This is a genomic window from Pseudoneobacillus rhizolycopersici (genome assembly GCF_054786815.1).
In genome coordinates this window covers 130,083-156,676 of record NZ_JBTOOE010000010.1, presented here as the reverse complement: position 1 = coordinate 156,676, position 26,594 = coordinate 130,083, and the positions used below count along the sequence as shown (strand labels likewise).

Below are 26,594 nucleotides of genomic sequence, written 5' to 3'. Positions count from 1 at the left end.
GCGCCGATGGTAGTTGGAGGATTCCTCCTGTGAGAGTAGGACGTCGCCAGGCAAATGGAAAACAACCCGGAAGGGTTGTTTTTTTATGTTTCTACATGAGAAGTTTCTGATAAAACCGAAACTTCCATATTTACCTTCCACCATTCACTCTATTCCAAACACGCTCTTCAGTAGCGGTATATTCTATTTTCCCATGATATTCTTTTTCATCGTCATGTTTTTAGACATACTTGCAACTAATACAGGAAATAATAATACATGCTGTCTGATAAGACAGGTAAATCTAAATCACTGTATTTATGTAGGAGGCAGGAAATGTCTGTTATTGTCTATATTACTTTTGAAATAAAACAAGATAAATTTGGTGAAGCGTTGAAAAATGTAAAAGCCATTCAAGCTTTTCGTAATGAGAAATACGATCACAAGGTTGAGATATTAGCCCCTATAACTGGAAAAGACCATACGTATGCATTGCTAGCAACTTATGAAGGTCTAGCGGAAATGGAATTGCAAAATAAAAAGATGTTTGAGGATGAGGAATATAAAAAGCTAATTGAAGAGTTTTTTATTGAGAATATTGTCCAAGGAAGTATGTACACTCAAATTTATCGGACAATGCTAGGAGAGAAATCATCTAGTTAATGGCCCATTTTTTTAAAAAGCAAAAGTTTTTTTGTCAGCGAATTTTCCTAGTAATTCCTCCTATCTTAATTACATAAGAACCATAAAATACCGAATGATAGTAGTTGGTGAAGGAGGGATGGTATGGATTTTTTTAATCCAAGTGTCGGGTCCAGTAAAAGTAAGGGAAACGAAAAAGGAGACCTGAATTGGTGGCAGTTATCTTTAATTGGAGTGGGCTGTACTATTGGTACTGGTTATTTTTTAGGATCAACCATCGGAATAAAAATAACAGGCCCATCTATTGTTCTATCCTTCCTATTAGCAGCATTTGGAACCTATATTGTCTATAATTTATTGGCTAAAATGACCGCTAAAGATCCCCAAGATGGGTCATTTTGTTATTATGCCAATAAGGCTTTTGGTCGTTGGGCCGGATTTAGTTGTGGCTGGAATTATTGGAGTTCAAACATTCTTATCATGGGAAGCCAATTAACAGCTCTATCAATTCTTTCTCAGTTTTGGTTTCCACATATTCCTTTATGGTTGTTTGCTGCAGGCTATGCCATTTTGTCTATTATTGTTGTCTTAACCGGAACAAGTGGGTTTGATAAGGTAGAAAATTTGCTAGCTATAATCAAAACCTCTGCCATTATTATGTTTATTATTCTTGCCTTTGTTGCATTATTTGGTGGCATCTCTGGTGACCCGAAACATCCTGGAATGCCTACATCCTCTAAGGAGATTTTTCCTGAAGGGTTCAAAGGCTTTTGGGCTTCGCTTATTTATGCCTTTTATGCCTACGGGGGGATAGAAGTCATTGGGCTAATGGCAACAAGGCTAAAAAAGAAGGAAGATGCACCAAAAGCAGGTATTATCATGTTGATTTTATTAGTAATCATTTATGTGATTTCGCTTGCTCTTGCCGTATATATGGTAGCTTACGAAGAATTTAATCATAAGGAAAGTGGCTTCGTGACGGCCATGGAACATTATCATTTAGGCTTTTTTCCGCATGCATTTAATGGGGCCATTATTATTGCCGGCTTCTCAACGATGACCGCATCATTATTTGGAGTAACAACCCTTTTGGTAACGTTAGCCGAAGGAGGGGATGCACCGAAGCTTTTCTCAAAGAAATTAAAAAAGTGGAAGCAGCTTCCTCTTCCGTCTCTAGGGCTTGCAACGTTAGGTTTACTAGCATCGATTATCACGGCATTACTCTTGCCAGGGAAAATTTATGAGTATATTACCACTGCTGCGGGAATTTTGATTTTGTTCAATTGGTTGTTTATTATTATTTCCTCACTGCGTATATTGGAAATAAAAGCCTTTGGAAAAATATTAGCTTTTTTTGGCATCGTATTATTGCTAGCAGCTGTCACGGGCACCTTAATGGAAAAAAGCATCCGATTTGGTTTCTTTGTCGGTATCTTCTTTGTGTTCATCATTGGAATCGTTGCACTCATCATGCAAAAAAAAGTTTGGAAAGCCCTTTAACACTTTAAAGCACTGGGGGACTGTCCCCCCAGTGCTTTAAAGTGTTAAAGGGTTTTAATGCCTTGGTAGCTGAAGTATAGGCCGAATCCGATTAGTGAGATGCCGGATAGGATGGAGATGGCCATGAGGCTTTTATAATTTAGATATTTTCGGAAGCTGGTGGTGAGGAAGGCAACAAAGATATCCCAGAGTGTGAGGCCCACAAATATCATGCTGCTATAAAGAAATAGAAGGCTGCTGTCATAGGTGGTAATCGTTTTCGCTAAGACAGATCCATAGATTCCTAACCAGAACAAGATTGACATTGGGCTCGTAATCGACATAATAAATCCAGTAATAAAACACTTTAATAATGATTCCTTTTGTCGGCTGTTATTAAGTACGAGAATATTGGCTTTTACTATACTTTTTATTCCAGAATAGAGAAGGATAAACCCTCCAAATAACCACAAAAAGATTTGCACAATCGGTATTTCGATAAACTTAACTAAGCCGAGAAATACCAATAGCATAAAGATTCCATCTGCGATCATGGACCCCATTCCAACGACCCAGGCATGCCAAAATCCATTTTTAATACCTTTGTCCAATCTGGCCGCATTAACCGGACCAATGGGAGCAGCTAATGTTAACCCCAAAAAATATGTAACTGATGATCATCCCTACATTCATCTAACCACTCCACATTAAAAATAAGAACTTGTACATTTTATGTACAACCCTTTTACTTTCATTCCTAATACCGAGGAACAATCATCCTACGAGAAAAAACCATCCCCAATAGATGAGAATGTTTTTCTTCCCAATGTCATTTACAAGCTCTTAGATTTTATCCTAAGATGACTCTATATACATGCTGTTCACCTTTAAAAGCTTTGAACTGTTTTAAAAACGGTAGTATTTGTTCTTTGCTTTAATATTTTTACCAAACTAAAATCAACTGTTTTACCTAGAGTAAATTCTCTATTCATGGTTACCCTAAACAAAACATGGTAAGAAAGGAGCCACCGAATGGATTTACAGCCAATGGATGTGATGAAACCTATTCATTTAAGTGCGGACGCTTTAAATGAGGCGCAGCCTTTTACATCAATTGAAATAGGTAAACTGTGGGCTACCTACATTGGAAATAGTATGTCGTCTCAAATCCTACCGTACTTTCTTCAGCATTGCGAAGATGAATATATTCGTACACTGCTTGAAAATGGTATAGCATTAAGTAGAGATTTTATGAGAAAGGCTGAAAAATTATTTGAGGAAGTGAATTTCCCAATCCCTGCTGGTTTTTCGGAGGAGGATGTGAATATGGGTGCCCCGCGATTATTCGAGGACCAATTTTATGTACATTATTTGAAATACGTAGCTAAGGCAGGTCTTAGTTTATATGCCGTCGCCATTCCCATCGTTTTAAGGGAGGATGTGAGAGAATTTTTTGTTTATTGTAATCAATGTACGACAATTTTATTAGGTCAAATTAATAATGTTTTATATGAAAGGAAATTTATTGCCAAACCACCGACTATTCCAACACCGGGGGGACCAGATTTTATTAAAAAACACAGTTTCATAAATGATTTTGTTGGAGAAGTTCGCCCTCTACATGCGTTAGAAATTACACATCTATATGACAATATTGAGAATAACATAGCTAGTAAGGCGTTAATATTGGCTTTTTATCGTACCGTTAAGGATGAAAAGATTAAGGCATTGTTTAAACGTGGGGTAGATATGACAGATAAATTAGTCAAACAGTTTATGGATAAACTTCAAGACGAGCATTTGCCATCACCGTCTTTCATTGATCATCTAGTATTACCGTCGACCTATCCTCCTTTTTCCGACAAAATCATGCTCTTTCATAAAGTAGATATGTTCTCCATGAAAATAAGGTCGTTCGGGAATTCAATGGCGGTAAACGGAAGAAGGGATCTCAGTTTGTTATATGGAAAGGCGCTAATGAATGTTGGATTATTTGTTGATGACGCTGCTAATATCCTAATCGACAAAGGGTGGTTGGAGTCCCCACCTATGGCAAATGATAGCTACCATTAACATCAAGTTCCATGAATTACAGTGAACCTTATCTGTGGAGACTGCCAGTTTTATTTCTTTGTTTAAAAGGAAATGATGTTGTCCATTATATACTCATAAGCCTCTTAAAAAATCCATCTCTCCATTTTTTAAAAGGCTTTCAGTTCTTCCCCCAATATGTTTAGAAAAAAGCCAACTAAACGCCCTTGGCTTTTTTCTTATTTTTTTACTTATCATCTGGAATAAAATAGGAGATTGGTGACAGGCACCATTACTGTTTTTCACCTTATGTCTACCTGCCCCTACGAATTTATCTTAGAGGCCTATCATCCATTTAATTTCTCATAAATTTTTAGCAATTGCTGGACTTCTGGTTCCGACAATTTATCGAAAAGATTTTTTCTAAGGAGAATGCCTTCCTGATTGGCTTTATGTACCATGTCTATCCCACTATCCGTGATGTCCAAATAGACGATTCGCCGGTCTGATTCGTCCGTGATGCGAATGGCTAGATTTTTTTTCACGAGCTTTTCTGATAGATGGGTTAACGTGGGAGGGGTTAATCCTAGAATCCTAGCAATATCGGAAGGTCGGCTTTTTCCGGATTCCTTCAAATGGGCGAGGACAAGGATATGGGAGATGCCAAGGTCTTCGTTAAATAGTTTGTTCCATTGGATAATGAGTTGATTGGTCACTTTATCCATATTATGAATAAGTTCAAAAATTGTTTGTTCTTTCATTACGTCCATCCTCGCTTTCTACCAAACAAGCCCTGCAACGTAGTCAGGGCTTGTCTTAAGGATAACATGCTATTGTGCTGAGAAGCCACCATCAATCACGATTTCTGCACCTGTGATGTACGCTGATTCGTCTGAGGCTAGGAATAATGCTGCGTTGGCAATGTCCATTGGTTTGCCAAGGCGTTGCAGCGGTGTTGCTTGAATTAATCGACCAAGAAGGTCCTTCGAAGCGCTTAGATTTTGCGTCATCGGTGTTTCGATGATTCCCGGGAACAATGTATTCACACGGACACCTTGCCAGCCAAAGGTCGTTGCAGCTGCTTTTGAAATCGCACGTACAGCGCCTTTTGAGGCGGAGTAGTGGTTAAATCCCTGACCAATTTGGGCTGTATAAGAAGAGATATTAATAATCGAACCTTGCTTTTGCTCGGCCATATAGGGAGCCACATGCTTGATGCCGGCAAATGGACCGAATCCATTAATCGCTAGCATTTTCTGCCAATCGTCTAGGTTTATGTCTTGGAAAGGTTTTTCTGATGAAATCCCAGCGTTGTTGACAAGGATATCGATTTTTCCAAAACGTTCATACACTTCTTTTGCTAAAGCTTGCCAGTCGTCATCGGAGGCCACATTCAATTTCATTCCATAAACGTTTTCCTTTTGGTTTGCTCTTTCTAAGGCTTCTTCATTGATATCAGCGGCAATGACCGTTGCACCTTCCCCGCTAAATAGGTCCACCATTGCTTCACCAATTCCGGAAGCGCCACCTGTAATAATCGCAATCTTGTTTGTTAATCTACCCATTTCATATTCCTCATTTCTCTATATATTGGTGTGAACTTTTTGCTTACCTTGATCTGGTTTTGTTTATTAGCCATATCTTATGCTTGCACTTTATTTACTAAAATATCACTACTAGTGAAATCTTTTTGTTACCTTCTATTTTGGATGCATTTAATAAAAGTCTCCTTTACCTATCAACCTCCTTAGTTATTTAGACATCTAAATATTTTATGTCTAAATATTATCATAATCCATTTCGTTTTTCAATGTATGGGCAGTGTTAATGAAGAAAAAGCGCTGGGGTTAGTGGGAAAAATTAGGAGATTGGTGACAGGCATCGGTCTTCGTATGACAAAAAATAGGAGATTGGTGACAGGCACCAATCTCCTTATTCAAAAAACTCGGGGTATTGTTGATTGATTTTATCGAGTACGTCTGAGAGTTGTGTTCGGGTTAGTTTTTGTCCGGTGTGGAATGCTCCGTTGATTCCTTGAAAGATTCCGAGTTCTTTCATTAGTGTAATTTCAGGGTAGGCCCAATGGGTTGGTGCCACGTCTGTGAAAGAGCTGTCCAAGGTAGTCGGGGTCTTTCCCGAGATCCTTGCGATGATGACGGCGATTTGTTCTCTAGTGACGGTTTTTCCTTTTCCGAAAGTGAGTGGAGCGACGCCGTTAAGGATTCCGTTTGCTTTGGCTGTTTCGATGTAGCTATAGGCCCAATGGTTGGTCGAAACGTCGGTAAAGCTAGGCTGCTCTGGTGTGCTTATCGGAAGTTTTAGAGCGCGGACGAGAATGACGGCTAGTTGTTCTCTTGTTAAACCATTGTTAGCGCCAAAATGGGTAGCGGTCACGCCATTTATCCAGCCGCGTTCGTTGTTGTTCTTCGTTGATGTATAGGCCCAATGGTCCTTTGGAATATCTAGGTACACCCTTTCAGGGAAGGTGGCCAACTTGTACGGAAGATAAACCCATTTGTTTCCGACAGTCGTCTCAATATGATACCAGTTCCGTTCGTTTTCGAGTGTCCGAATATATTGCTGTTGCGTTAGTTTTTCATTTTTACGAGTTAAAAAAGACGGTTGGTCGTACACATAAACGGTTTCTCCTAAGGCCACATTTTCTTCGAATGGCCGAATGATTTTAGTAGGATATTTAAGCCTGTAGCTTTCAGCGAGTAGCCATAAACCGATTGTTTCGTTCCGACGCCATTCTTCAGGAAACACCAAAACCGGGACATGCCGCTCACCAACGCTATAGCTGAGCTCGGGAGTAAAGGCTGGCAACCCAAATTCCTGAATGAACCAGTCGGTATAGCCCTTACCGGTTGGATTGGCCACGGGGGCAACTAATCGGTAGCCCGTTGTGTTGCTGAACATTTTGGCCAGACGATAATCACGGTCGACGTTTTTATTGTGGAAATGCCAGTAAAGAATTCGACCGGATGTATGGTAAGCAACCGATATTTTGGGCTTCATTTTATAAGTAAAGTCGCGCAGGGCAATCACTTCTTTCGCTTGGAAAGGGCGGCTGCCTTTATAGCCCATGTAGTAGGGCTTGCTTGGGGTGGACGGGGAATTCCAATTCGCAGGATATTGTCGATTCAAGTCAATTCCCATTGCATTCGCTTTCCAGCGGGTAAAATCACTTTTGCCATCATTCATTGCTAAGAGTTTCGGATGATGACTCTTGGGGAAAGCCTTTAACCCGCGCTGTTGAAGAGTGACGCCATCCGGGTTCACCATCGGTACAAAGACGAGCGAGATTTCATCTAACATGTCCTTTGCGTAAAAATTTCCCACTAGGGCGTTGGCGTAGTAGGATTTCGAGTAGTGCTCGATCATTTCCATGATAAGGATCGTGGTCAGCCATTCCCGTGCATGGTGACTTCCATTGATGAAGACCGTTTCTTCGCCTTTGCCAACCTTAACGGCGTAAATGTCTCGCTGGAATTCGGATTTTCCAATGCTTTGATAGGTGATGATTTCTGGATAGCTGCTTTTTAAAGCCTTGATATCCTCCACCATTTCCTCATAACTGTATGTATTCGTCGTATCGACAATCGTCGAAGCCTCCGTTGAAGCAGAAAAAAGCAAAAAAGAAATTACTATAGTAAACGAAAATAAAAATAATACCCGCATGATACCTCCTACCAATCTACCAATTTACTAAATCCTAAATAATAACCAGACACTATAACTATTCACCCAATCCCCTTTATTTTTGGGGGTGAGAGTGAGTAGGGGGGTAATTGGGTTAAATTAGGAGATTGGTGACAGGCACCATAGTTTTTCAAAAAGCAGGAATTCCTTACCATTTCTATAATATTAATAGTAAGAATAAGAAGGTTAGGAGTTGGGGGATTTGTATAATCAAACGGGTATTAATCCAGAGCAGTTTATTCACAATCCGTATCGATTTTTTGAGATGGCACGGTCGCAAAGTCCGATATTGAAAACAGAGCTTTTTCAAATGAAGGGATGGTTGGTTACAGGCTATAGAGAAGTGGAAGCTGTGCTAAAAGACTCGCGTTTTATTCGTGAGGGAAGGAAGGTGTTCCCTCCTGAGCAGATGGCCGTTATTCCAGACAGTGTGAAGCCGGCTGTACAGTTAAATCATAATATGATGTTATTCCGTGATGCGCCGGACCACACGAGGCTTCGGAACTTAGTGAATAAGGCGTTCACGCCACGGATGGTTGAGAAGCTTAGACCAACCATTAGCGAACTCGCTGATTATCTATTAGATGATTGGAAAGGGAAAATCGAGCATGAGCTCATCGGTGATTTTTCCTATTTACTACCCGTATTCGTGATTACCGAGCTATTAGGGGTGCCCAAAGAGGACCGTCACTTGTTCCGCAAATGGTCGGATGCATTTGTGAAATTTATCGATTTTAATACAACCTTCCAGGATTTAGAAAGTGTAGCGGGAGATATTAAAGAGGCGTCCGATTATTTCCGCGACTTGATTGCGGAGCGAAGCAAAAATCTGAAAGAGGATTTGATTAGCGGTTTAATTGCCGCCCGGGAGTCAGGGGATCGACTAAATGAACAGGAAATGATTTCAACCTGCTTGCTTCTTTTAATCGCCGGTCATGAAACGACGGTCAATCTCATTACGAACGGATATTATCTGTTACTTAAGCATCCTTCTCAGTACGAAGCGTTGAAAAATGATTTATCGCTGATTCCATCTGCGGTAGAGGAAACGTTGCGCTATGAATCGCCCGTGATATTAACATCGCGAATTGCCGGTGAGGATTTTGAATTTCAGGGGCAGTCCATTCAAAAAGCCGACTTCATGTTCATTGCTCTTGGCGGAGCCAATTATGACCCAGCCATCAATGAAAATCCTGAACAATTTGATATTACACGGAAAAACATTAAGCACATGTCCTTCGCCTCCGGACCGCATTTTTGCCTAGGTGCTCCACTGGCAAGATTAGAAGGACAAATCGCCTTAGAAAAATTGGTCACACGTTTGCAGAACCCGATGTTACTAGAAGAACCTGCCCGTCGCAACAGCATTGCCTTTCGTGGATTTGAGAGTCTTAAGCTGCAGGGGGAAGTTGTTTAGAGGACTTTATAGGTTGATGAGAAGCCAAACTGTCAAAAGAAGTCTTCTATTGGACAAAATGAGTTTGATGAAAGGTTAAACTGTCCAATAGGAGTCGTCTATTAGACAAAATAGGTTTGGTGGAAGGTCAAACTGTCCAATAGGAGGCTTCTATTGGACAAAATGAGGTCCCTGGAAGTCCAAACTGTCTAATAGGAAGCCTCTATTGGACAAAAGGGGTTTGCCTAGAGTTCAAAGTGTCCAATAGAAGTCGTCTTTTAGACAAAATGAGGGTTCTAGAATCGAGGCTAGAATAGATAGGAGAAAGTTCTTTATGGTAATAGTTTTCAACGAACTTTGAAACTACTATATGAAAATATCAATTTTCAAACAAACGTTTGATTGAATTTACAATTGGAGGCTAATTGATAAGGTTCGTTGCACCATTACAAAATGCAACATTTTTCGCACTGTATACGGATATATTTTTTACTAAAATCCGTGTTTTGAGACCAAATAAATAAAAGCGCACGAGGGGAAATTTAGCTCATTTTCCGACGTGCGTTTTTTTCATGAAAAAGGGAACGGTAAAACCGTTCCCGTGTTTCACATTTTCTGTAATCCACTACCGTCGAGTTTCATTTTGTATGGCTCGTTGTTGAAGTTGAGGAAGTATATCCAGTTTTTTTCGACTTTGTTGAGCTGGTAGACTTTGGTGTTGCTGACTTTTGTGCGTTTTGTTCCGTCTTTTTTTACTTTGTAAATATTATGGTCTTGAATGTTTAGGTAAAAAACCCATTCCCCATAAGGCTTGATGTTGGCTGTGAGGTCACTGTTCAGTACCTTTTTACCAGTCCCATCGGTTTTTATTTTCGTTAAATAGGAACCAGTATAGTCCTTAGAATAGTAAACCCAATCCCCATCGACAGCTACGTCTACGGCAACGTCATTGGAAAGTTTCTTTTCGCCCGTTCCATCGACCTTAATTTTATATAGCTTTTGTCCGTCCCAGTCATTTCTAAAATAAATCCAGTCGCCTTGGCGAGAACCTGCTAGTATCGTTTCTTGGTTCAAGATATTTCGCAGTGGCGTCCACTTGGTGCTAGTTGCCTTAGGAAAGTCTTTGTTTTCCCAACGGTGGTCGCGATTGATTTGTTCATCCGATAATAGAAAATAATGATAACGTTTGATGCCTAAATTTTTCCCACTCATACTGATTGGGTCATTCCAAGTCGTATCGATATGATAGTACTGGCCATTTAAATAGACTAGGTTCCATGAATGACCTTCCCAACCAAAGTTTTTGACATCCCCGGTAATCCAATAGGTTTTGAACCCAGCAGCCTTTAGAAGTAAATCCATCGCTCTGGAATAGCCATCACAAACCGCAAGTCCTTTTATCAACGAACCATACGGCGTATAGGAATGAGGAGAATCCTTGCCTTGGAAGTACGTATCGACATCGTATTCAACCGAATCCACCAAATAATCATGAAGGGCGAGTACCTTTTGAAAATCTGTCATGCCAGGCTTCAAGGTTTGCGAAACGATTTTTTTCACTTTGTAATATACTTCCGCCACTTCTTTATCGGTGAACGTCAGATTGGCTTTGGGATGAAGATGTGTACTCAGCTCCCAATAGTTATCAATCGCTTTTGGTTCTTTATTGGCAGATGTTGGCACAATCGAATTCGTTGAATGTGAAACGGTCACGTTCGGTAATGGCATGCTAAAATCCATCTCGGTCAGATTGCGATAAATTCCCTTTAAAGGATTATAGGTTGCAATCGGATTTCCGCTCAGTTTCAGTATCGATAGATTCTCCAAAGAGGATAATGCCGAGACGTCCTTCAGTTTATTTTTCGAAAGGTCTATGGATGTCAGATGCTTCATAGGAGCTAAGCTAGTAATATTAGTTAGTTGGTTTTCGGATATATCTAGTTCCTTAAGCTTCGGCATGTTCTTTAATCCGCCCAGCGATGTAAGTTGATTTTTATATAAGAATAGTTGGTTTAAATTTTTAAAATTAGACAAGTCAGGCAAGGTGGTTAGCTTATTATTTCCTAAGTTCAGAAACTCTACTTGACTTACTGAACTAACCGCAGCAGGATTGGAGATTCCATTGCCTGAAAGGACAAGACTTTGTAAATCACTTGCTCCTTTTAGGCTAGAAAGATTGGTTAGATCCTTGATCTGATTGTTTCCAAGTTCCAGCTGTTTAAGATTTTTCAGCTTGTCCATTTTTGGCAGTTTGCTAATTTTATTATTATTTAGGAACAGTCCGCTTAACGCCTCTAAGGATGCTAGTGGTGTAATATCGGTAATTTGGTTGCTTGAAAATTCAGCAAAGGCAAGATTCGGCAGGTTCTCGATTCCGCTAAGACTCTTAATATTGGAACTTCCTAAAAACAACTGAGTTATTACTTCTAAATCACTCTTGTAGATGGCACCACTGGGTTTAGAGATTTCCTGCCTAATCGCTTTCTCTAGATTTTTATCAGTAAAGGTCACGGTGTCGTCGCCACTGGACGCACGTGCCAATCCTGATAAACTATCCGCAATTAGAAAAAACACTAAAACGAGTAGAACCCATCTTCTTCCTATTACTCTCTTAAAATCCATTTTCAGCAAAATCCCCCTTTTTTCGACAGAAATTACATTTATTTTACAAGAAGAAGGAAAGGGATGTCTATATAAACAGTGTAAAACAAAGGCGGTCGATATTTTAAAAATCAGTAGAGGGTATATTGGTTTTAAGCTTCTTATTTATTGGCTGCTATATTTTATTTTAGGTTGAGAAAAATATTGGGGTTTTACTTTTTATGAAAGAACATAAAAAAGTGATCATATTGACGACCATCATTTCTGTGATAACGACGTTGACGATATTATTTCTGGTAGGTTTTTTAAGGATGATGAAGCAGCTAAAGATCCATATGGTACGAATTTTCCTCCAGGTGAGGAAGGAAGGGATATAAGTTTATGAAGGATATATGATGCCGGCTTGGCTCCAAAATGTCTTTCATTAATACTATGAAAGGCATTTTGAGTGAAAAAAGCCTCCCTCTCCGTATTTTCTTTAAAATTTTTGAAACATGATGCCTATACATTGAATAAGTTGTGGTGAGGTGATATAGGTGAATGACTCATTTTGGAATCGGTTTTTTTGGGGGGATGCTGAAAATCACGCTGTGTTACCTATTCAATCAGAGAAGAATGCAAGCATTATTCGTTTTTTGTTGACATTAAGTCCCGGAATTCCAGTGAATGTGCAGTTTGGATGTATGCCACCTATGTCTGGAATCTTCCAAGGTTTACAAGATGGCAATGTTATTTTTTCAAATCTAGGAGTTTTCAAAGGTTTGGTCAGAATATCCCCTGATACCATACATGCGGTTTCCATAAGCTTGTAACAACTTCCGCTCTTTCCCTACGATTACTGCCTATACTAGAACTTCCCACTTTTCATAAGGTATAGGGAGATTACGGATAGGAGTTGAAAATGTCATGAGTGATTACGGAAATTTTTCATACGGCGATCAAGGGGATTGGAGTACCGGTCAAGGGGGAGGGGGCAATAATTCCATTGTCCAGTTTTTGAGAACCCTAAGCCCTGGAATTCAAGTTGAACTGCAGTATGATTGCCAACCACCGGCTTGTGGGACGTTCCAAGGGTTTTCGAACGGAAATGTGCTTCTTTCGAACTATAATGGCTTTCCCGGTCTGGTTCGCATTGCACCAAATCGAATTAATGCTGTAGCTCCAGCTGATTTTTGTTGCAAAGACTACTAACCGTAAAACGAGTAAAACACGATAGGCTGTACAATATGGATGAATATGTAAGTGGAGGTGAATAAAATGAGTTGGGATTTTTGCGGAGATGGTTGCCGTCACAGTCACAGACGCCACGAAAAAGAGCATAGAGGCCACGAAAATGAGCATAAAGTCAACGAGATTCAAGTGGTGGTTTACGAAAATCCAATCGTTAACTTCTTGAGAACTCTTAGCCCTGGGATTCAGGTTGAACTACAATATGATTGTCAACCACCAGCATGCGGAACGTTTCAAGGATTCGAAAATGGAAATGTCATTCTATCAAACTATAACGGATTCCCTGGATTAGTTCGTATTGCACCTAATAGAATTAACGCAGTAGCTCCTTTTGGATATGGAAACTGCAAGAAACACCATTAAGATGGTGTGCGTTTGGTAAATTTTAGTTGATTGGTGACAGGCACCATGAAGAAGAGAAGTTTATTGCAGACTTCTCTTTTTTGGTGTTTGATTTGTCGGGGTAGCGGGGGAGAACAGATTTTATCGGAATGAAAGATTCATTGGAATAAGCAAATGAATGATCAAATGATGGGGATACTAGTTAAAAAGGATAGAAAAGGTCGTTTCGAAAGGATAGTGGCGCTACATATTTTTTTTTTTCATTAAAAAATGAAAGAAAATTTGTTTTTTTGGGGTGGAATTGAAAAAAGGTCGCTGTTTTTTAGAATTTTTCACTATTTGGAGCATTTTACGAGGAAGTTTATTACCAACTTTTTGGCTATATGTCCAAATTTTAACGTTTATGCCCAACTAAAAAATTTTATTTCCAACTTTTGAGCACTTATTTCCAACTTTTTAGTTTTATTACCAACTTTCGTGTACAAATGCCCAAGTTTTTAGATTTATGCCCAAGTTTTAACGTTTATGCCCAAGTTTTCCTACATATGCCCAACATTTCACACTTTTATTAACTTCTTAAAAGAAGCGCGGGAACCTTCCCGCGCTCCAACCTAATTTCGGACTCGATAAGGCCAAAAACCAAACCGAGTCCAAATAGGTTAACTAATTTCCAAATTAAAGGAGATTGGTGTCAGGCACCATCACCATTCTTCTTAATTCCACCAGCCATCCCATGGTAGTGGGTCGTGGCCGATTTCGCCGTAGTTGGTTGTGACGAAGCTTAGGTCTAGGATGTCGATGGTGCCGTCGAAGTTGATGTCGGCGTTGCCTGCGATTGGCGGGTTAAAGTATAGCATGGTATATGCGCTTAGGCCAAAGTAGCGGGACACTAGGGCCACATCATAGATGTCGATGCGGTTGTTTTTGTCTGTATCACCGGCTTTCAGAAGGCCAAAATCAAGCACTTTGTCTAGATCGACATAGGTTGAGCCATCTTCATTGACGGATGTCGCTTGGAAACCTTTAATATAACCTGAGAAGTGACCCTTCCAGAACAGGCGAATATCATAGGTTTTATTAGGGTGTAGTCCGTAGGCTACGAATGTTGGATCACCGCCACGACTGATATAGCCACGAAGTACCCCCCCACGGTAACCGTCCTCCGACGATAATTTTTCTCCCGTTTCACTATCGTAAAATTCGATTCTGCCCATTGAATAATCCATATCTGTTTTAGGAGAACCATCTGGCTTCGTATGAGCCTCTAAATGGAACTTCCCATTCAAATAGATCGTATCAACCATAATTTCCGCATAAAAATCGGTCGGATCCAATGGTACTTTAGTCAGCTCGTATTCACCATCTTGAATGTATTGCGCCTTGGTCACATCCATCTTGTACTTTCCTACTGTACGAGCATCATTTTTACTCTTAAAATAAACCGTTACTAACGGAATATTTCCATTGCCCGGATTGTAGTGACCGTTCGGCAGCTTTTGCAGGCTTGCACCTACTAGCAATTTGCGGTAAAGATGACCGTCTGCACCGATATATTCGTCACCGACATGATGGGTAACAATCGTGTTGCTTGCCATTTCCTTGAACTCATTCGTTGCAATCGCATGGTCAAAGGTGAAAACATCGGAGCGGTAGGCTACTTCGAATTCACCGGCAATCAACTTTTCTACATTATTCGCGGTTAAATTATAAATTAAATCTTTACCAACGAAGATTTCCAAAGGGTCACTCACAGAAATATCTTTATCATAGAAAACATTGTAGCTTTCCTCTGTGACATTTCCTACCTTATCCTCTGCCCAAATGGTTAGGACACTTTTACCAGCAGGGAGCTGGTCCCGAATCCAGAAAGTTATCTCATCCATCTCGTTTTCAAAAGTACCTAAATAGTCAAGGGTACCGTAAGTGTAGATGTACGGACCTTGCTTTATTTCGTATCGAAGGATTAGAGGATTCTTTAAGTCGGGATCTTCGTCGGCATTTAATTCCCTGGCTAGCATAGCCGCTGTCGACTTCGCGACTCCAATGATCTCATTTTTATTGACAACCATTTCTTTATTTTCATTTTGGTAATAATCCTGAAGCGTAAGCTGCGTTTTTTCACTCAAGGCATAGAATTGCTTGATTCTAGTGTACTTATAACCGCGTGCATCCTGGGCAATCATGATGACCATGTACATACCTGATTGGACCCTGATGGTTTCACCGTTTTCCTTTTGGTACTGGCCATCCCAGACAAAGGAATGGGTCCCACTTGTCAATTCCTCATTGCTTAAGGATTTGATATGACCCAATTCAAATTCCTCGGAGAAGATATCATACAGATAGATATCGGCGCCAGACATATCATGTAGGAACTCAAACTCCATTTTGGAATGATTTTTTGCTGGGTCATTCATATTTAAAGTGCGGAGATCCATGTCAAAGCCCATAAATTCATTAGCAATGCGAGCATTTTTATAAGCGATAAAAGGGACTTGCAAATCTGGTAAAGCAGGGGATGTCGGCTTTAAATGGATATAGCCTTCATACACTCCTTCGGGTGCATCCTCTGGAACCGTTATAGAAACGGGTACCTCTCCAGTTCCATGACCTTTAACCGTGACTTGTCCTGTGCCTAAAGTCAATTGCACGCCGGCGGGAAGCTCTTCCATCGGTTTGATTTCTTTGGTAAAAATCTCAGCCATCTGGCCTCGTGGATACTGATTTTCCCAATATTTCAAATCAAAGGTAACATCATAGGTGAGACTATCACCAGATGTGTTTTTCAAGGCAACCGATTTGTTTTTCGTGTCGGTTTCATTGCCAAACTGGCCGAAATTAATCGAACCGGTGATATTATCTACTTTTTCAAAAGAACGATCGCCAACCGGCGTTTTTGTATATAAAATTTCTTCCATGACTTGAGCGAGAACCGGTGATTCTAGTGCATCCTTCCCTTGAACGCGCCCAGATCCGATGTCGAGCACATTATGCGGAGCCCACTCGTTGATTGGTTCGCCAAGCAAGAGTCCAGTGTTCATGATGAGTGTTTTAATATCAAAGGTACTCATCTCAGGACGTGCTTGCATTAACAGAGCTGCCAATCCTGCTACATGTGGCGACGCCATACTTGTACCCGAAAAACTGTCATAGGCGTTTTTATAGTGCTCTGCTTTGATTTCATCCTTATCGGAATGATAATAAAACGCAGGAACTGTCGAAGTAATCGCTACTCCTGGTGCCACGACATCCGGCTTAATCGTTCCGGTATCAGCAACGGGACCATCTGAACTCCATTCGACCAATTTGTCGGAATAAGGATACTCTTCTTTCAACGTTTCTGTAAACGTAAACGTATGCGGGCCTTCTTTTGACTCCATCGCAGCAGCTAGGGCTCTACCTTCATCCGCACGCATTGTAAACAGCGGCAAAGTGCCCCATCCCCAATCATAGGTAGGTTCGACCCAGCCATCAAAACCGAATACGATGACGCCGATAGCACCAGCATCACGTGCCCAAGCATTTATCTCACTATAGAAGGCAGAGGGACTACCTTTAATCAACACATATTTTCCTTTTACATCCTTGCCATCATAGTTCTCAGGTACACCAAGTTGCACGTAGACAATTTCATGCTCACCCATAATAGGCTGAACATAGACAGGATCTACTTCAGTAGACCATTCAAGGACGTAATCTTTATCAGCTGTAGCCGACGCTTTTCCTTTAAAACTATAAAAATAGTAATTTGGGATGGTTGCTCCAACTGTTAAAGCCATCTCAGCCGTTCCAGGTGAATTAACCGTTCCATAATGATAGGTGCCAGTATTTCCACTCGCTACTACTGGTAAAACTCCTGCCAACATCGCGTTGTTTACTGCCCGTGCTGTTGGGGCATCCGAGTGGTTATAGGTTGATCCTAGCGATAGATTGATAATATCCATTCCGTCTTCCACAGCTTTCTCAATCCCAGCGATGACCGTCTCATCCGAGCCACCTTCTTCACTTAGGACGCGATAAACATAAAGGTCGGATTCATAGGCAACACCACGAACTCCACCTTTTTCAGGATTTCCTCGCCCTGCAACAATTCCCGACACATGCGTACCGTGGGAGGTAGGGATTAAACGCGACCCCTCAAATGGATCGTTATCATTATCAATGAAGTCATAACCACCTTTATATGCTCCCTTTAAATCAGGATGGTTATAATCAATTCCGGTATCAATGACGCCAATTTTTAAACCCTTACCGGTATATCCTAAGTCCCACAAATCCTTGGAACCAATCATTGGAGCACTTTCCTTCATCGCCGCCTTTATCTCTTTTTCAACCTCGATACCTGGAACGGCTTGAATGGCATTATTCGCATAAACCGCGCGAATTCCCTTTATGTTCTTTAATTTAGGCACATCGGATCCCTTCATCTCCACTACAGCCCCATTGAAAACCGTTTGGAACGAGCTAGTTTCGGTGAATGCGATGTTTTGTTTCTTAAGAGCGGTTGCTACTTGCGCCTGTTCCTGTTCTAAAAGTTTTGCAGCCGCCTGGGCATTGAAGCTAATCTTGGATTTAGCAGAAAGCATTTTTTGAACCGCCATTGGTGCTGAATTGTACTCGACAATTACTTTCGTTAATTGTTCAGAAGTCGTGTCGATATTTTTGTCTATGTAGACATCCGAAGACGCTACATGCTCTGGATACTTTTCCTTGATATACTTTTCAATCGCTTGCAACTTCTCTTTAGAAAAAACATCCTTAGAGGCATTTCTCAGATTTTGATCACTTGCATGACCAGTTGTTGGAATAAACGCAAATAAGAGTACAGCTGTTACTAATAACGAAAACCACTTTTTCACTCTCAAACTCATTCCCCCTTGATAAATGTGTACATCCTAAAACTGTGAAACTAAAAGTCACCTCCTTTCCGTGTTGTTTTTTTGGTGGATAGGGTGGTAGAGAATCGTTTCAACTGGGTAGTCAGTTTGGTAAAACGCAGAGACGGTTATTGCATTTCATTTTGTCAGCAAACGCAATAGGTCTTTCCTACTATCACACCCATCCGACTGAATTAGACGTTAATATTTTTAAATAGTTGCAAAATTTCTTCTACTTTTTAGAAAATAGTTTTCGACTTTTAACTACAGAAAATCTCCGAAGTTTGTCGAATAGGGAAGAAAGGGCAGGTTACAAACGTAAGGGCTACAAATTTGGAAGAATTTATGAAAATGGTGACAGGCACCGTAAAATATAGCCAGCCAAGATGTGAAATAGTAGGAATCGGAATCTGCTCAAACCGAAGCAGAGGTAGGATAGAGAGGAAACATCTCCAATAATCGACCAGAATAGGGGAGTCACTTTTGGAAAGGAAAAATAAAAATGAGGTAATTTAATAATATTTTTGAGGAGGAGAAATAGGGTTAGGGTGTTGCACTTTTGAGAAGAGTTAAGAAGGAAAATTGCTAGTAGTTCGAGTAAACTGATAGAAAATTTGTTGTTTTGGGGGATTACTAGCAGAAAGATCGTTGTTTTTGCTAGTTTTTTAGTAATCTGATTGATTGGTAGAAGATTTTATGCCCGACTTTTCAAATATATGCCCAACTTTTTAGACTTATTTCCAACTTTTCAAATATATGCCCAACTTTCGAGAACATATTTCCAACTTTACAGATATATGCCCAACTTTTAAGAACATATTTCCAACTTTACAGATATATGCCCAACTTCGAGAACATATTTCCAACTTTTCAGGTATATGCCCAACTTTCAAATAGTATTCCAAAAAACAATGTCCAACTTTTAGCAACTATGCCAAACTAACTCTCTCTAAAATAAGTAGTCAAATAAGAGTGCGAAAATCCAGGTCAATTTTTGGAATTTAACAGATTTGGACAAGTGTTACAATTATGGGGAAATTTATGAAATTGGTGACAGGCACCAAAAGAGGGGGGGAATCGTGATTCCCTCCCTCTTCATTACAATTAGGCTAATCTAGTCAAAGCGTGTATTAGCGTTAGGAAAATTCCGATGATGAACCCGCAGACGGCTCCGTTTACTCGTATCCATTGGAGGTCTTTTCCGATATTATTTTCCATCATATCGATGAGGGTTTTATTGTCTAGTTTATCTAAGTTTTCCTGAACAAGATTGCCAATCAATTCATGATTATTTTCAACTAGGGTTGTAATTTGTTTCTTGATCCACAGATCTAATTCTTCCTCTTTTTCTTTTAGGGTATCGAGAATCCGACTCAACACAGGCATGAGGTAGGTGTCGATAAAGTCCTCACCTTCGATGAATTCTAATGCATTTTGTTGAATCTGTTGAAGGCTATCGGTAATCGTTTGGTCTGGCTCCCATTTAGCAATGAGTTGATTTTTCCAATTTTCCAACCCATTTACTAACTGTTCGTTATCGTTTAGACCTTGGATCTCTTTTTGGATGTAAATAATTAGAGCCTCTCTATTCGGGTCTCCTTCATGTTTCAAGCTATTGACAACATTTAATAATAAGTTTTTAATGATTTTTCCTAGTTTTTCTTCATTCAGTATGTTCTGCAAAGATTTGAGGGCAAACTGCAGTATTCCATCTAACTCAATTTTGTTTAATACATTCATGGAAACAGAGCCTAATTTGTAGCTCGTTTGTTCCTGGTTTAACCAGACTTCTGCTTTTTTTAATAGAAAATCCAAAGCTTTCCGATCAAACTGTTCATGGACGAGTTGAGAACTTGCTAGGGCTAGAAATTTGCTCATCTCGATGTTAGAAAGACTGGAGATGAGTTGTTTTTTAATAACTGGTGTAAGCTTTTCAATATCAATCATTGTAATGAGTTTTTTTAGCAATTTGATCATCGTCATGCGAAAATGCTCTTTCTGCAACTCTTTTTCTAAAATCGTTAGCAGTTTATCTGTAAAGTGAATTTGGTTGATTTTATTCTGGATACTCTCTTTCGATAGCCAGTTATTTTTTAACATCGAAACGAGTGCATTGGTCATTCTTTTGCGATTTTTCGGAAGTAAAGCTGTATGTGGAATTGGTATTCCAAGCGGATGGCGAAATAGTGCCGTCACCGCAAACCAATCGGCCAGCCCCCCAACAAGTCCTGCTTCAAATCCACCTTGTAATAAATCTACCCAAAATGTCCCTTGAAAGGGGATCGTGGCAACAAAACCAATCCCCATAATAATTAAAGAAATCCTTGCTATTTTTTTTGACCCTTTTGTTTTTCGTGACATAAATTTCCCTCATTCTTACATGTGATACCTTTACTATAACCAAACCAATGGTAAATTTTAAATCATTTTATTCAGGATTCCTATTATTTTCTTGAAAAACAAACTTCTGCTGAGAAAAACATGCGCGGTTTTTTAGCGGGAGACTAGTTACAGGTAGTAATTTGTTGGGGGAAAATAGGAGATTGGTGCCAGGCACCAAACAAATTATTGGTAATAAATAGGGGGGTGGTGCCAGGCACCAATATTTTCTGTAGAGGATAGTGATTCCACTATCCTCATGGAATTTTTCGAATGCTGTTAGTTTAAAAGAACTGTGCTAAGCTTTCACCATGATTTTTTGTGCTTGTTTTATCCGAAGCATCGGTAGCATCACTAGCGCGCCGAGGATAAATAAACTTGCAGCGGACAAGTACATCATGTTTAGTCCGAGTTGATCTTTAAGAATACCTGCTAAACTCATATTAACGACCATCCCTCCCATAAAGAGCGGGTTTAGAATGCCATTTACTCTTCCGACAAAGGATTCCTCTGAGTGACTTAAAATGAGTGTGTTACAAGCAATATGAATGAGTGGGCCCATCATTCCGCTTATGAATTGAGCCACTAATGCCAACCATACTAACTTCACGGAACCTAGTACGGATACTGAAACGGCACTTGCGACGAAACCAACTAATAGCATGGCCGTTGGCGTCGTTTTTTTGGAAAAAATCATCGCGATGACTCCCCCGATAATCATTCCGAGACCACTAATAGCTGTAAACCATTGTAATTGCTGCGCTTTTAATCCAAGTTGCTCGGTCACTAAAAAGATACCAAGTGGATTGATCAGTCCTGCTCCCATTCCTGCGAGTAAAAAGAAGGCCCCCATGTAGGCAAAGATTTTTTTGGATAACACATATTTTAAACCCATTTTCATTTCATGGGATAATTTTGTCGTCGTGTCCTTTTTTACTTTTACATCGGCGGGTAAAAATGTTAGAACGACTGCCGAGAGTAGGAAACAGATTCCCATGATCGCAATGGCTGTGTTGATGCCGAATCGGAAGTAGATGAGTGTCCCGATCATCGGTCCTAAGATCATAAAGATGGCATTGATGGTTTGGTACATGGACATGCCCATTTGAATCATTGATTCTGGTACATGCATCTTAAACAGCTTCATTCCAGACGGCTGTGAAAATTGCGACAAAATCGAAGAGACGAGCGTCGCGAAAAATATTGCCTGCCATCCACCATAAACAAGTGCCAATAAGACCATGAAGACGGAAAGTGCACTGAGTAAATCGCATACGACCATCGTGAGTTTCGGTCTCCAACGGTCAGCAAAGGCTCCTCCGATAAAAGAGAACAAAAAGATTGGACCAAATTCGGCTACAGAAATGAGTGAAATCGTAACGGGGTCCTTGTTGGTTTGTTCAGTCACGAAAAGTAGGATGGCAAAATTTCGGACCCAGATCCCTAATTGCAGGAAAAGGTTTGATAACAAAATCGATTGGATAAAGCGATTAGCAAAAAACACACTCTTACCGGGAGAATTTTCTTGAATCACGGTTGACATTAACATTCATCACCTTTCATTTTTGGTATAGACCTATCTTATACCGGTCGATGAAAGGGAAAACCGCAAAAATCCTTCATAAACTCCGCAATCATTTTGGTCGTACCCGCACCGACCATGGTATCGATTTTAGATAAATGTTAGATTAACTTTAAATTCTCATGGGTGACTTCAGGTAAAATGGGGCAAAAGGGATATTTTTACAAGGGGGATAACGATGGGGCTTAATGTTAACGGACTCGATAATATTTACATTTTGACGATTTTTTATTTTATCCTGGCTTTGTTTCTAATTGTTGCGATCCTAACTGCTATCGGGTTCATTCGAATGAATAGGACGACATACTCTAAATGCCCAAGTTGTTCCGAGCCAATTGCCAGTGGAGCGATTATCTGTAAATCTTGCGGTGTGAACATTAACAGTATTTCCGGTGCATCTGACCAGCCGCAAAGTAAGATGCGAAAATTTGTAGACTATCTTGAAAATCTTCACCCGTATCAAATCAGAAATTACATAAGCTTAACATTCTTTGCCTTCCTACTATTTTGTATCATATTTGTATTCGTAAAAATTTAAAAAACAGGCACCATGAAACCAAACCATCATGGTGCCTGTTTTTTTATTTGCATTTACAAAAATCAGGATATTGGTGACAGGCACCACTCTCCTAATATAAGGAAGCCAAGTACTGACCAACCAATATTTCTTGTAGTTGCTCTTCATGTTTGGCCAGTTCACGATCGATTTTCCAGTTTTGCTCATCTGTTAACGAGATTCTGGAAGTATAGTGGTTTTGCTGCTGTAAAAATTGAATTCGATAAGCATTGGGTGGATGAGTGTAATTTAATTTGGAAAGCTCTAATTCAGCGACTCTTTTCAGTCTACGGAATTCTTTATTTGGGAGCTCTTTTATCTTTTTTCTGAATTGGTCTAAAAGATTAGCCGAATGATTCGTGATAGAAGCCTTTCTAACGGTATGGATAAAGATCTGACCAAACAAGATTTTTTCCATTAAACTGATGGATGCCTTTGTCCCCGAAAGCTCCGCACCGACCAGGTCGGCATAGTATTCCGCGCGTTGACGATCCTGCCATAATAAATGGATGATGAGCAAAAAAAGTCCATAAGGGACCAGCGCCAACCCTTTCATGAAAAATCCTGAGACTATCCCAAAGATTCCTTCGATTTCATCCACATGCTGCACATCCAATAAATCGTACCAGGTTGCGAGTGTGTCTATTGCTCCACCGACAAAAACCGACCGCGCTACATCATTATTGGCGAAATGTCCGATTTCATGTCCTAGCAACGCCATTCTTTCATCCTTCGGTAAAATTGTAAACAACGGAAGGCCAATGGTTAAAATTCGTCGCCCTCGTATTCCAACCGTTCTCACCGAGGCATTAAACCTCTCGTCGATTATGATGCCATCAATCGGACGCACCCCAGCTAACTGACAGACAGAGTCGACGACCTTGTATAGTTCTGGGAGCTCCTCCCGCGGCACGACTTGCTCACTTTTATCTAGTTTCCCAAACCGTGGTCGGGTTACCCAGCTCAACGCTAGTAAAAACAGACCTAAAAAGAGAAACCACATGCTTTCTTTAACCTGTAGGATAAAATAAATACTACTAACCAAGAATAACAAGCTTACCATATGTACAGCTGTTGCCAATATATAAGCAGCAAGTCTAGCTAAACTAAACCCTGGCCGTAAAGCCTGTCGCTCACTCACTTGCCGGAGCAACGTCTCCCCAAACCGTTTCCCTAGATTCTCATAAACCAAATCTAGCTTTCTCACATACTCCTCCTTATGCGAAGGATTCACATTATACTCACAAACCTCACACCAAACCACATACTCCTCATCCCACTCCATATTCGCCCCACAAGAAGGACACAACTCCGACCCCTTAACCACATAACCCACAGACATTTCTCATCACCCTTAATATCTAATTATCTAAATAATAGGAGAATTACTGAAATTAGACAATATGGAAATTAGTAGGAGAATGGTGACAGGCACCATTCTTAAGTTTGGGAATTAATAGGAGGTTGGTGACAGGCACCATTGTTATTTATTTTCCCTCTTCGCCATCTTCCACTTTTTTAACGAATTGTTCGATGTTGAAGTCAGTTATTTGGAAGAAGTTTAGTATTCTTGTTTTTTCTTCTGAGAATGTTTTTTTTACTGAGTCTAGTGTTTTTTTGGTCATTTCCTGGTCCCATAGGATTTTTTGTTTGCTAACCGAATAGGTCGTGCTCTTATTTTTGGCTAATGATTTAAGCATGGTCGCAATAATCGCTCCAGCCGTTCCTCCAATGGCGTCACCTATGGTTGATGGCCAAGAGGGGTGGTGAACCTTATAAATTTCATTCATCACATAACTGACTACCTCGGCTCCATCCATATCATCATTGATTCGAATCTCTTCTAGTTTGCGAGTCCGTTTTTTTAACTCATTGGCAACCACGACAAACAGGGCAAAGGCAAATGTTTTCGTCAGCTTGCTAGGGTCTTGCTCTATTTTTATCACAGTCGGTCGACTAATACCGATCATATTGGCCAGTTCATCCTGTGACAGGCCCAGAATTAACCGAATCTCCGGTATACTACTTCCTAACATTAAAAGGTAACTGTTCATGTTTTCACACCTCAATACAAATTTTAACCTAATGTAAAAATCAATACAACTAAATAAAAATTTAATATAATGTAAAATATTTGACATCAAGGAAACTATTTTGTATGATTCGTTTAATGATAAAATTTAGGAGGAATCGGATATGATCGGTAGCCCAGGAGGAAAAGCGGGAGAGAAAGTGCTTGAGAAGGTAGGCGAAACCATCGGGGAAATCATCGGTGGTAACAAAGGTGGGGAAAAAGGAGCGGAGCTAGGTAAAAAAATTGGCGGGTTGCTTGGCATCATCATTCATAAATAAAACCTGACTTGGGGGATACATATCGATGAAAGAATACAATTTCTACATCCAAGTAACAAAAAACCAAATCATTTACAATCGAACAAACGGAAGAAATTCAAGAATTACCTTCGGGGAAAATTATCAAATTGCCGATCAATACCTATTGTTTGAGAAAAACGAAAGTGAAATTGTCATCACCCGTTTTGATAAAAATAGGAAGGTCATCTATTCCAAAACAATAAGTCAACCGGGATACTATTTAATTGGCGGCATATTGGTTATGAAGCGCCCTGAAGAATTAGGACTTATTCGAAATCTTTATAAGAGAATCAAAAATCCGATAAGCAACACGAAACTGATCTTTAAAATTGATCGTGCGATAAAGGGGAGTTTCGAGATAACCCTTCAACGCACATTAGAAAAGGACATTCTATTTAATATAGTAATCAAAATAAACAGCAATCATTTTAATAGCGAGAAAGAAAATGAGATTAGAAACATGATACAACAGCTCGGGAAAATAGATTTGAAAAGGGTAACAGAATCAAAGGGGTATCATGAGTTGATTCTAGTAAATGAGGATTTATTAACAAATAGCTAAACTTAGGTTTTAGAGGTGTATTTGGATCTTAAGAAAGCCCCTTTTATGAAGATGAACTGGAAAGGTTTTAAAGGAAAGGGTGTCCCAAAAAGGGGCCACTCTTTCCTTTAAAGTGGATGACCAGAGTTCCATTATTTTGAGTTGTACCAAAAGTTGACATCCGTCGGGTTAAACTGAGTTTTTTGGATAAATCCTTTTTCTTTCTCATTAAAGGTAAACGTTTGAAGGGTAAATTCAGCAGTCCCTGTTTTTAGTAAAATAATCATCGGTGTTCCTTCGGATTCAAGCAGCCAGAAGGACAGTTTTCCGAGCTGAACCCAACCATCGAATAGAGGATAGGTTTGGTCTCCATCCTTTACAACCAATAACCAATTTTGACCGTCATCCCAGGCGAATTCACCATTATCGAGCTTTTCCGCATTGGTATAGAGCTCCACTTTTTCAGCGTCTCCATCACCATCAACGTCAAATTCAGTTTCATCATAAAGAGAAATAGGGTAGGATTGAATCTCTTTGGCTGTAATAATGGTGTCATTGTGACCCTCTGACTCATGCTCTTCGGAACTGTTTCCTTCCGACTGTTGTGATTCTGGGGCAATCTGATCCGCCTGCTGACACGCAGCCAATATCACTAACATCAAAACACCAATTAAAAACGTACCAATCGGTCTCAATAAAATATCCTCCTTTCGCTAAATAAACTTATTATAACCATCGTAACATAAAATCATGTGGATTCATGAAACTATGAGGAGAGTTTTGGGAAATGTACTTTCCTTGACCTGGTTTTTACTACTAGATGACCATAAATACCTAATGAATGATAAAGTGTTAGGTCTATATTTTGAAATTTCCGGAATGTG

20 protein-coding genes and 1 pseudogene are annotated in these 26,594 nt (G+C 40.0%); 10 read left to right on the top strand and 11 right to left on the bottom strand.

Translation table 11 applies throughout. The features are described from left to right. Positions 1–315 precede the first annotated feature (315 nt). Together ACX9YW_RS12580 and ACX9YW_RS12575 are read left to right on the top strand one after the other, a co-directional pair. Complete coding sequence (locus tag ACX9YW_RS12580) at positions 316–642, top strand: hypothetical protein (RefSeq protein ID WP_460346826.1); 327 nt, start codon at positions 316–318, stop codon at positions 640–642. 123 nt (positions 643–765) lie between these two features. After that, positions 766–2,121, top strand: a complete 1,356-nt coding sequence (locus tag ACX9YW_RS12575; protein ID WP_460346824.1) for an amino acid permease — start codon at positions 766–768, stop codon at positions 2,119–2,121. 44 nt (positions 2,122–2,165) lie between these two features. On the opposite strand, the pseudogene ACX9YW_RS12570 reads toward ACX9YW_RS12575, so the two are convergent. After that, positions 2,166–2,793, bottom strand: a pseudogene (locus ACX9YW_RS12570) (LysE family transporter). 339 nt (positions 2,794–3,132) lie between these two features. Between ACX9YW_RS12570 and ACX9YW_RS12565 the strand changes: the two are divergent. Further along, positions 3,133–4,173 carry a DUF3231 family protein gene (locus ACX9YW_RS12565; protein ID WP_460346822.1) on the top strand — a complete coding sequence of 347 codons (1,041 nt, stop codon included), beginning with the start codon at positions 3,133–3,135 and terminating at the stop codon, positions 4,171–4,173. Between the two features lie 305 nt (positions 4,174–4,478). On the opposite strand, the gene ACX9YW_RS12560 is transcribed toward ACX9YW_RS12565, so the two are convergent. The 3 genes from ACX9YW_RS12560 to ACX9YW_RS12550 form a co-directional block, all read right to left on the bottom strand. Continuing rightward, entirely contained in the window at positions 4,479–4,892 is a 414-nt protein-coding gene (locus tag ACX9YW_RS12560; RefSeq protein WP_460346819.1) for a MarR family winged helix-turn-helix transcriptional regulator, read from the bottom strand. Between the two features lie 69 nt (positions 4,893–4,961). Then, on the bottom strand, positions 4,962–5,696 hold the full coding sequence (locus ACX9YW_RS12555; protein ID WP_460346817.1) for an SDR family NAD(P)-dependent oxidoreductase: 735 nt from the start codon (positions 5,694–5,696) through the stop codon (positions 4,962–4,964). A 367-nt stretch (positions 5,697–6,063) separates the two neighbouring features. Beyond that, a complete protein-coding gene (locus ACX9YW_RS12550) occupies positions 6,064–7,812 on the bottom strand; it encodes a M14 family zinc carboxypeptidase (RefSeq protein ID WP_460346815.1) in 1,749 nt (582 codons plus the stop codon). 223 nt (positions 7,813–8,035) lie between these two features. On the opposite strand from ACX9YW_RS12550, the gene ACX9YW_RS12545 reads away from it, so the two are divergent. Then, complete coding sequence (locus ACX9YW_RS12545) at positions 8,036–9,250, top strand: cytochrome P450 (RefSeq protein ID WP_460346814.1); 1,215 nt, start codon at positions 8,036–8,038, stop codon at positions 9,248–9,250. Between the two features lie 585 nt (positions 9,251–9,835). On the opposite strand, the gene ACX9YW_RS12540 is transcribed toward ACX9YW_RS12545, so the two are convergent. Then, positions 9,836–11,851 (bottom strand): leucine-rich repeat domain-containing protein, encoded by a 2,016-nt coding sequence (locus tag ACX9YW_RS12540; protein ID WP_460346812.1) that lies wholly within the window; start codon positions 11,849–11,851, stop codon positions 9,836–9,838. A 515-nt stretch (positions 11,852–12,366) separates the two neighbouring features. On the opposite strand from ACX9YW_RS12540, the gene ACX9YW_RS12535 reads away from it, so the two are divergent. The 3 genes from ACX9YW_RS12535 (at position 12,367) to ACX9YW_RS12525 (ending at position 13,423) form a co-directional block, all read left to right on the top strand. After that, entirely contained in the window at positions 12,367–12,642 is a 276-nt protein-coding gene (locus ACX9YW_RS12535; RefSeq protein WP_460346810.1) for a hypothetical protein, read from the top strand. 94 nt (positions 12,643–12,736) lie between these two features. Continuing rightward, complete coding sequence (locus ACX9YW_RS12530) at positions 12,737–13,021, top strand: hypothetical protein (protein ID WP_460346808.1); 285 nt, start codon at positions 12,737–12,739, stop codon at positions 13,019–13,021. Between the two features lie 66 nt (positions 13,022–13,087). Next, positions 13,088–13,423, top strand: a complete 336-nt coding sequence (locus tag ACX9YW_RS12525) for a hypothetical protein (protein WP_460346806.1) — start codon at positions 13,088–13,090, stop codon at positions 13,421–13,423. A gap of 692 nt (positions 13,424–14,115) precedes the next feature. Here ACX9YW_RS12525 and ACX9YW_RS12520 read toward each other — a convergent pair. The 3 genes from ACX9YW_RS12520 to ACX9YW_RS12510 form a co-directional block, all read right to left on the bottom strand. Beyond that, entirely contained in the window at positions 14,116–18,261 is a 4,146-nt protein-coding gene (locus ACX9YW_RS12520; RefSeq protein WP_460346836.1) for a S8 family serine peptidase, read from the bottom strand. A 1,122-nt stretch (positions 18,262–19,383) separates the two neighbouring features. Further along, positions 19,384–20,640 (bottom strand): DUF445 domain-containing protein, encoded by a 1,257-nt coding sequence (locus tag ACX9YW_RS12515; protein ID WP_460346804.1) that lies wholly within the window; start codon positions 20,638–20,640, stop codon positions 19,384–19,386. Positions 20,641–20,956: 316 nt separating this feature from the next. Beyond that, on the bottom strand, positions 20,957–22,201 hold the full coding sequence (locus ACX9YW_RS12510) for an MFS transporter (protein WP_460346802.1): 1,245 nt from the start codon (positions 22,199–22,201) through the stop codon (positions 20,957–20,959). A 217-nt stretch (positions 22,202–22,418) separates the two neighbouring features. Here ACX9YW_RS12510 and ACX9YW_RS12505 point away from each other — a divergent pair, with 217 nt between their 5' ends. Further along, entirely contained in the window at positions 22,419–22,778 is a 360-nt protein-coding gene (locus ACX9YW_RS12505) for a zinc ribbon domain-containing protein (RefSeq protein ID WP_460346800.1), read from the top strand. 91 nt (positions 22,779–22,869) lie between these two features. Here ACX9YW_RS12505 and ACX9YW_RS12500 read toward each other — a convergent pair whose 3' ends face one another. Together ACX9YW_RS12500 and ACX9YW_RS12495 are read right to left on the bottom strand one after the other, a co-directional pair. Next, positions 22,870–24,003: a M48 family metalloprotease gene (locus ACX9YW_RS12500; protein ID WP_460346798.1), complete on the bottom strand. Its 1,134-nt coding sequence runs from the start codon at positions 24,001–24,003 to the stop codon at positions 22,870–22,872. Between the two features lie 280 nt (positions 24,004–24,283). Further along, positions 24,284–24,850 (bottom strand): helix-turn-helix domain-containing protein, encoded by a 567-nt coding sequence (locus ACX9YW_RS12495; protein ID WP_460346796.1) that lies wholly within the window; start codon positions 24,848–24,850, stop codon positions 24,284–24,286. Positions 24,851–24,992: 142 nt separating this feature from the next. Between ACX9YW_RS12495 and ACX9YW_RS12490 the strand changes: the two genes are divergently transcribed. Together ACX9YW_RS12490 and ACX9YW_RS12485 are read left to right on the top strand one after the other, a co-directional pair. Further along, positions 24,993–25,148, top strand: coding sequence for a hypothetical protein (locus ACX9YW_RS12490; protein ID WP_460346794.1), 156 nt, complete (start codon positions 24,993–24,995; stop codon positions 25,146–25,148). Between the two features lie 25 nt (positions 25,149–25,173). After that, the gene (locus ACX9YW_RS12485; protein ID WP_460346792.1) at positions 25,174–25,731 is read left to right on the top strand and encodes a hypothetical protein; all 558 of its coding nucleotides are present in this window, start codon (positions 25,174–25,176) and stop codon (positions 25,729–25,731) included. Positions 25,732–25,862: 131 nt separating this feature from the next. Here ACX9YW_RS12485 and ACX9YW_RS12480 read toward each other — a convergent pair whose 3' ends face one another. Next, complete coding sequence (locus ACX9YW_RS12480; protein WP_460346790.1) at positions 25,863–26,405, bottom strand: hypothetical protein; 543 nt, start codon at positions 26,403–26,405, stop codon at positions 25,863–25,865. Positions 26,406–26,594 lie beyond the last annotated feature (189 nt).

What these genes read in the sequence shown, in the direction of transcription:
- ACX9YW_RS12580 (WP_460346826.1), top strand. Translation starts at nt 316, where the DNA reads ATGTCTGTTATTGTCTATATTACTTTTGAAATAAAACAAGATAAATTT.
- ACX9YW_RS12575 (WP_460346824.1), top strand. Translation starts at nt 766, where the DNA reads ATGGATTTTTTTAATCCAAGTGTCGGGTCCAGTAAAAGTAAGGGAAAC.
- ACX9YW_RS12565 (WP_460346822.1), top strand. Translation starts at nt 3,133, where the DNA reads ATGGATTTACAGCCAATGGATGTGATGAAACCTATTCATTTAAGTGCG.
- ACX9YW_RS12560 (WP_460346819.1), bottom strand. Translation starts at nt 4,892, where the DNA reads ATGAAAGAACAAACAATTTTTGAACTTATTCATAATATGGATAAAGTG.
- ACX9YW_RS12555 (WP_460346817.1), bottom strand. Translation starts at nt 5,696, where the DNA reads ATGGGTAGATTAACAAACAAGATTGCGATTATTACAGGTGGCGCTTCC.
- ACX9YW_RS12550 (WP_460346815.1), bottom strand. Translation starts at nt 7,812, where the DNA reads ATGCGGGTATTATTTTTATTTTCGTTTACTATAGTAATTTCTTTTTTG.
- ACX9YW_RS12540 (WP_460346812.1), bottom strand. Translation starts at nt 11,851, where the DNA reads ATGGATTTTAAGAGAGTAATAGGAAGAAGATGGGTTCTACTCGTTTTA.
- ACX9YW_RS12530 (WP_460346808.1), top strand. Translation starts at nt 12,737, where the DNA reads ATGAGTGATTACGGAAATTTTTCATACGGCGATCAAGGGGATTGGAGT.
- ACX9YW_RS12525 (WP_460346806.1), top strand. Translation starts at nt 13,088, where the DNA reads ATGAGTTGGGATTTTTGCGGAGATGGTTGCCGTCACAGTCACAGACGC.
- ACX9YW_RS12515 (WP_460346804.1), bottom strand. Translation starts at nt 20,640, where the DNA reads ATGTCACGAAAAACAAAAGGGTCAAAAAAAATAGCAAGGATTTCTTTA.
- ACX9YW_RS12510 (WP_460346802.1), bottom strand. Translation starts at nt 22,201, where the DNA reads ATGTCAACCGTGATTCAAGAAAATTCTCCCGGTAAGAGTGTGTTTTTT.
- ACX9YW_RS12505 (WP_460346800.1), top strand. Translation starts at nt 22,419, where the DNA reads ATGGGGCTTAATGTTAACGGACTCGATAATATTTACATTTTGACGATT.
- ACX9YW_RS12495 (WP_460346796.1), bottom strand. Translation starts at nt 24,850, where the DNA reads ATGAACAGTTACCTTTTAATGTTAGGAAGTAGTATACCGGAGATTCGG.
- ACX9YW_RS12490 (WP_460346794.1), top strand. Translation starts at nt 24,993, where the DNA reads ATGATCGGTAGCCCAGGAGGAAAAGCGGGAGAGAAAGTGCTTGAGAAG.
- ACX9YW_RS12485 (WP_460346792.1), top strand. Translation starts at nt 25,174, where the DNA reads ATGAAAGAATACAATTTCTACATCCAAGTAACAAAAAACCAAATCATT.